Origin of the sequence: Curtobacterium sp. VKM Ac-2887, from assembly GCF_015350935.1 — a bacterium.
Classification (GTDB): domain Bacteria; phylum Actinomycetota; class Actinomycetes; order Actinomycetales; family Microbacteriaceae; genus Curtobacterium.
The window spans coordinates 293,626-299,736 of record NZ_JADKSB010000003.1 but is presented as its reverse complement, the minus strand read 5'-3'; the positions used below and the strand labels follow the sequence as shown (position 1 = coordinate 299,736).

The 6,111-nt window shown below is 72.8% G+C and carries 6 protein-coding genes; 3 read left to right on the top strand and 3 right to left on the bottom strand.

Annotated features, from left to right (window positions below; genetic code table 11):
• Positions 1–32: 32 nt before the first annotated feature.
• The 3 genes from ITJ69_RS20905 to ITJ69_RS05745 all read right to left on the bottom strand — a co-directional run bounded on the left by ITJ69_RS20905 (position 33) and on the right by ITJ69_RS05745 (position 2,853).
• Positions 33–350 carry a helix-turn-helix domain-containing protein gene (locus ITJ69_RS20905; protein WP_194672230.1) on the bottom strand — a complete coding sequence of 106 codons (318 nt, stop codon included), beginning with the start codon at positions 348–350 and terminating at the stop codon, positions 33–35.
• Between the two features lie 248 nt (positions 351–598).
• Positions 599–2,116: a sensor histidine kinase gene (locus ITJ69_RS05750; RefSeq protein ID WP_194672229.1), complete on the bottom strand. Its 1,518-nt coding sequence runs from the start codon at positions 2,114–2,116 to the stop codon at positions 599–601.
• Complete coding sequence (locus ITJ69_RS05745) at positions 2,113–2,853, bottom strand: response regulator transcription factor (RefSeq protein WP_017888661.1); 741 nt, start codon at positions 2,851–2,853, stop codon at positions 2,113–2,115. Before ITJ69_RS05745 ends, ITJ69_RS05750 begins: the two co-directional genes overlap by 4 nt.
• A 104-nt stretch (positions 2,854–2,957) precedes the next feature.
• Between ITJ69_RS05745 and ITJ69_RS05740 the strand changes: the two genes are divergently transcribed.
• The 3 genes from ITJ69_RS05740 to ITJ69_RS05730 are packed head-to-tail and all read left to right on the top strand — an operon-like array spanning position 2,958 to position 6,054.
• Complete coding sequence (locus ITJ69_RS05740; RefSeq protein ID WP_194672228.1) at positions 2,958–3,995, top strand: acyl-CoA dehydrogenase; 1,038 nt, start codon at positions 2,958–2,960, stop codon at positions 3,993–3,995.
• Positions 3,992–5,347, top strand: coding sequence for a bifunctional PIG-L family deacetylase/class I SAM-dependent methyltransferase (locus ITJ69_RS05735; protein WP_323742995.1), 1,356 nt, complete (start codon positions 3,992–3,994; stop codon positions 5,345–5,347). Before ITJ69_RS05740 ends, ITJ69_RS05735 begins: the two co-directional genes overlap by 4 nt.
• Entirely contained in the window at positions 5,344–6,054 is a 711-nt protein-coding gene (locus ITJ69_RS05730) for a glycosyltransferase (RefSeq protein WP_194672226.1), read from the top strand. The genes ITJ69_RS05735 and ITJ69_RS05730 overlap by 4 nt, the downstream gene beginning before the upstream one ends.
• The last annotated feature ends 57 nt before the right edge of the window (positions 6,055–6,111 follow it).

Genomic DNA, 6,111 nt, shown 5'->3' with positions numbered 1-6,111 from the left:
TTCGGCCTTGCAAGCGGCAACGGCTGCGGTCTTCACCGACGCCGTTGCTGCGCCTGCAAGGCCCGCAATTTTCCCAAGTACGCGTTCTCGGCCCGTAAGTATTCGTTCTCCCGCCGGAGTCGTTCCAGCTCGCTGAGCTCGGTGTCCGGCTTCGCTTTCGGGCGGCCCGTTGGGCGCGGCCGGAGGGCGTCCTCACCGTCCTTGCGAACCTGGTTCGCCCATTTGCGCAGCAGCAGCGCTGAGGAGAGCCCTCCCTCGGAGGCGAGCGCATCGGCTGGTTCCCCGGCAAGGAAGCGGCGCACGAGGTCACGTTTAACCTCGAACGAGTACGAGCGTCTGGGGGAATCCATGAGCACCTCCGGACCATGCAGCAACCACCGTTGATGCAAGCGTCGCACCGGTTTCCGTGTCACTCCTAGCCGACGAGCCGTCGCCCAATCACTCAACCCCCGACCGAACCACTCCACCGCAGCCACCCGCTGCGCACTCGTCAACGACGACGCGGTACCACCCACACGAACCATCCCCGGATCTCGAACCGACTAATCAGTCCAAGAACCGGGGACCAGTCCAGCGCCCGCCCCGCGCCTCCCCAGCGTCAGTGGGTCGCGTCCACCGCGGCGGGCGTCCCCGACCAATCAGCGGACACCGCAGCAGCGGCCGACGCGGCCGACTCCGACTCCGACTCCGCCGCAGCCGACGGATCCACCGGCAGGTGCACCGTGAACACGGTGTCGCCCGGCACGCTCGCCACCTCGACGCTCCCGCCGTGCGCCTGCACGACCGCGTCCACGATCGCGAGCCCGAGCCCTGTCGACCCCACGGTGCGCGACCGGGAGCTGTCGGCACGGGCGAACCGCTCGAACAGCTTCGGCAGGAACTCCGGGTCGATGCCCTGGCCGGTGTCCCGCACGGTCAGGTCCACGCCGGGGCCGGACGGCGACGGCGCGAGACCCACCGTGATGCGGGTGCCCTCTGGTGTGTGGGTCCTGGCGTTGGTGACGAGGTTCACGATCACCTGGTGCAGGCGTGCGGCGTCCCCGACGACCACGACGGGCGAGGACGGCACGTCGATCTCGATGACGTGCTCGGGCGATGCGGCGTGGGCGTCGTTGACGGCGTCGAGCACGAGGCCGGTCAGGTCGACCTCGTCGAACTGGATCTCGCGCCCCTCGTCGAGGCGGGCGAGGAGCAGCAGGTCCTCGACCATCGACGTCATCCGGATCGACTCGGACTCGATACGGCTCATGGCGTAGACGACGTCCTTCGGCAGGTCACCGCCCATCCGACGGGTGAGCTCGGCGTACCCGCGCACCGAGGCGAGCGGCGTGCGGAGCTCGTGCGAGGCGTCCGCGACGAACTGCCGGACCTTCTGTTCGGACCGTTCCCGCGCCTGCATGGCGCCTGCGATGTGTCCGAGCATCCGGTTGAAGGCGCTGCCGACGCGGCCCACCTCGGTACGGGGGTCGGTGTCGGGCACGCGGACGCCGTCCAGGGCGTCACTGCGGTCGAGGGGCATCCGGGCCACGGTCGAGGCGGTCTCGGCGACGCGCTCGAGCGGGCGCAGCGAACGCCGGACCACGACGGCGGCGACGATCGACGCGGCGAGCAGGGCGGTGCTGACGACGATGACGACCACCCAGAACAGCGACCAGACGCTGGCGTAGACCGGGGCCATCGGCAGTCCGACGACCAGGACGGCGGGACCGACGGTCACGGCGGTGAGCCGGTAGCGCCCGATGTCCGAGCCGAGGTCGACCGTCTCCGGGTCGCCGCCCACGCGCACCTGGCCGAGGGCCGCGGCACTCGACTGCGTGATGGAGCTCGGTCGCCCGTAGTCGTCGAGGACGTTCGCGATGACGACCTGCCCGTCCACGAAGTAGGCGGTCAGGGTCCCCGCGGCCTGCCCCGACGGACGGGACAGGTCGATGCTCGGCTGCCCGCTCTGGTTCTGCTCGAGGTAGCGCTGCGCACGGTGGGTGGCGCTCGTGATCTGCTTGTCGATCGCACCCGTCTGGATGGACGAGAGCGCGATGATGCTCACCGCCCCGATCACCGCGCTGACGACGACGACGAGCGCGACGATGCTCAGGACGAGCCGACGCCGGAGGGTCACGAGGTGGGCTTGATGACGTACCCGACGCCGCGCACCGTGTGGATCATCGGGGTCTCACCGGCGTCGATCTTCTTGCGCAGGTAGGAGATGTAGATCTCGACGACCGAGGACTTGCCGCCGAAGTCGTACGACCACACGCGGTCCAGGATCTGCGCCTTCGACAGCACGCGACGAGGGTTGCGCATCAGGAAGCGGAGGAGCTCGAACTCGGTGGCGGTCAGCTCGATCGGCCGGCCGGCACGGTGCACCTCGTACGACTCCTCGTCGAGCACGAGGTCGCCGACGACGATGCGGGAGTCGCCGGCCTCGGAGATCGAGATCTGCGAGCGGCGGATGAGGCCTCGCAACCGGGCTACGACCTCTTCGAGGGAGAACGGCTTGGTGACGTAGTCGTCACCGCCGGCGGTGAGCCCGGTCACGCGGTCCTCGACCGAGTCCTTCGCGGTGAGGAACAGCACCGGGGTGTCGTCGTTGTTCTGCCGCAGCCGGCTGAGCACCTGCAGACCGTCGAGGTCCGGCATCATCACGTCGAGCACCATCGCGTCGGGCTTGAACTCCCGCGCCGTCGTCAGGGCGTCCTGCCCGCCGTTCGCGCTCTTGACGTCCCAGCCCTCGTAGCGGAGCGCCATGGACAACAGGTCGGTGAGGCTGGCTTCGTCGTCGACGACCAGGATGCGCAACGGGGTTCCGTCGGCACGCGTGAGGCGCGGGGCTGCTGCAGGCTGGGAGATGGTCACGTCTTCGAGTATCGAGGAATTCCTATGAGCTGTCTGTGGACCGCCCCTCCGCGCTCTGTGGATCGCTCCGAGTGCACTCGGCCGCTCCTTCGTAGGTTGGGGGGATGCTGCGATCCTCCGCTTGGCCACCGTCCGCCAGGCACGTCGACACCGCGGGGATCGAGGAGACGGCCGGGAGGCCCGGCTCGAGCCCGGCAGACCGTCTGACGGCCGCGCGCACGCTCGCCACCACCACCCCGCTCCTGTCCGCGGGGACCGCCGGCGGGTTCCTCGCCACGCTCGCCGCCGTCGCCGCGGGTGACGTCGCGACCGCGCGCACCGTCGAACCCCACCTCGACGCGCTCGGCATCCTGCAGCAGGCCGACATGCCGGTCCCCGCCGACTCGACCTGGGGCGTCTTCGCCGCCGAGGGCCCGGGACTCCGCCTCGAGGCCGCGCTCCAGGACGGCGGCACGGCGATCCTGACCGGCACGAAGCCGTGGTGCTCCCTCGCGTCGACGTTGTCGCACGCGCTGGTGACCGCGCACACCGGCGACGACCGTGTCCTCGTCGCCGTGGACCTGCGGCAGGACGGCGTCACCGCGCACGACGAGGCCTGGGTCGCCCGGGGCATGCCCGACGTGCCGAGCGGCCCGGTGGACTTCGACGGCGCCACGGCACGGCTCGTCGGCGCACCCGGCTGGTACCTGCAGCGACCGGGCTTCGCGTGGGGCGGCATCGGCGTCGCCGCGTGCTGGTGGGGCGGTGCGGTGGGCCTCGGCCGGATCCTGCGCGCGCTGGCCGCGGCCCACCCGGAGTCCGAACTGCTGCAGGCCGCCCTCGGTGCGACCGTGCTCGACCTCGCGGACGCCGAGGACGCCCTCGCCGACGCCGCCGCCCGGATCGACCGGTCCGAGGCCGCCGATGCTCCCGACGCCGACTGGCCGCTGCTCGCCCAGACGGTACGCTCCCGGGTGCGCCGAGCGGTGGACGCCGTGCGCGAGCGGGTCGTCGCCACCGTCGGCCCGGCTCCCCTGACCTCGGACCCCGCGGTCGCGGCGCGGGTCGCCGACCTCGAGCTCTACGTACTGCAGGACCACGGGGCTCGTGACCTCGCCCGGATCGGCCGCATCGTGACGGAACGCGGCGGTGTCGCGTGGTGAGCTTCGACCACCGCGAGCCGGGCACCGACCCCGCGGCGTGGACGCCGTTCCTCGACACACGGTCGGCCACACCCCTCGACCTGGACGGCATCGGCTCCGTGGTGGTCCTCGCGCCGCACCCCGACGACGAGACCCTCGGTGCCGGCGGGCTCATCGCGACCGCAGCCGATGCGGGACTCCCCACCCACGTCGTGCTCCTCACCCGCGGCGAGCGCTCGCACCCGGACTCCCCCACCACGACGGCGCCGGAGCTGGCGACCGTGCGCGACGACGAGTTCGTCCGGGCCCTCGCCACGCTGCACCCCTGGGCGACGGCGTCGTCGGTCGGGATCCCCGACGGCGGGACGCGGGAGCACCGGGACGAGGTCACCGACGCCCTGCGGCGAGCGCTCGACGACGCCGCGCGGCCGACGCTCGTGGTGGCGCCGTGGCGCGGGGACGGTCACCGGGACCACCGCATCGCTGGTGAGGTCGCCGAAGCGGTGACCGCCGATGCCACCGAGGTGTCGCTGCTGACGTACCCGATCTGGGCGTGGCACTGGGACGACCCGTCCGCGTCCGCACAGCCGTGGGACCGAGCCCGGGGCCTGCCGTTGGCCGACGCCGTCCGGGACCGGAAGCGCGCCGCCCTCGACGCCTACGCCTCGCAGGTCCGCCCGCTGTCCGGTGCCGCCGGGGACGAGGCGATCGTCGACGACCGGCACGCCGCGCACCACCTGCGGTCGACCGAGTGGTTCTTCGCGCCCGTGCCGACGGCGTCGCGCTCGCGGGAGTCGTTCGACGCGCACTACGAGCGGAAGCCGGAGGGCTGGGACTTCGAGCGCTCCTGGTACGAACGCCGCAAGCGGGAAGTGACGCTCGCCGCGCTCCCCCGCGAGCGGTACCGGTCCGCGCTCGAGCTCGGCTGCGCCACGGGCGTCCTCACCGCAGCGCTCGCCGAACGCGCCGACGCCGTGCTCGGCACCGACATCTCGGCCGCGCCGTTGGCCCGGGCTGCCGTCCGTGCGCCGGGGGCCCGGTTCGTGCAGGCCTCGCTGCCCGCCGAGTGGCCGACGGGTCGGTGGGACCTCTTCGTGATGTCCGAGGTGGGCTACTACCTGTCCCCCGCCGACCTCGACGAGACGATCGACCGGGTGCTGGCGTCGCTCGACGACGACGGCGTGCTGGTCGCCTGCCACTGGCGCCACCCCGACGACGAGGCGGTGTCGAGCGGTGACGCGGTGGACGCCCGACTCGCGGAACGGTGGCCACGACCGGCGCTCGTCCGCCACGTCGAACCGGACTTCGTGCTGAGCGTCCTGCCCGGCCCCGGCGTCGTGTCGGTCGCACGGGCCGAGGGACTCGTCCGGTGACCGCGCCCTCCGGCGTCACGCGGATCGACGTCGTGCTGCCCGCCCACGACGAGGAGGACCGCATCGCCGCCTGCCTCGACGCCCTGCTCGCCGCCCGCGCCCGACTCGCCGGGGAGCACCCCGACGTGGCGGTCTCGGTGACCGTCGTGCTCGACGGCTGCACCGACGACACGGCGACGGTCGTCGAGCGCTTCCCCGTCGACGTCGTCGCGACCGCCCACGTCGGCGTCGGTCGGGCGCGCACCATCGGGGCCACGCACGCGCTCCGGCAGCACCCCGCCGACCCGGCGTCCCGCTGGCTCGCCCACACCGACGCGGACTCGCGGGTGCCGGAGGGCTGGCTCGTCCAGCAGGCCGACGCCCTCCGCTCCGGGGCGCACGTGCTCGTCGGCGCCGTCGTCCCCGACCCGGACGACCTGGACCCGGTCGTGCTCGCCCGGTGGACGCAGGCGCACCCGCCCGGTGCCGCGCTCGGGCACGTGCACGGCGCGAACCTCGGCGTGCTGGCATCGGCGTACCTGGCGCTCGGCGGGTTCGACCCCGTCCCCGAGCACGAGGACGTCCGGCTCGTCGAGCGGGCGCACGCGACGGGGTTCCGCGTCGACGCGACGGTCGACCTGCCGGTGGTGACGAGCGGGCGGTTCGCCGGCCGGACGCCCGGCGGCTACGCGGAGCACCTGCGCCGGGAGTACGGCGACGCGAGCTGAGGGCCCCTTAGACAGCTCATAGGCTGCCGATGGGGCGGCCACTGATCGGCTGCCTAC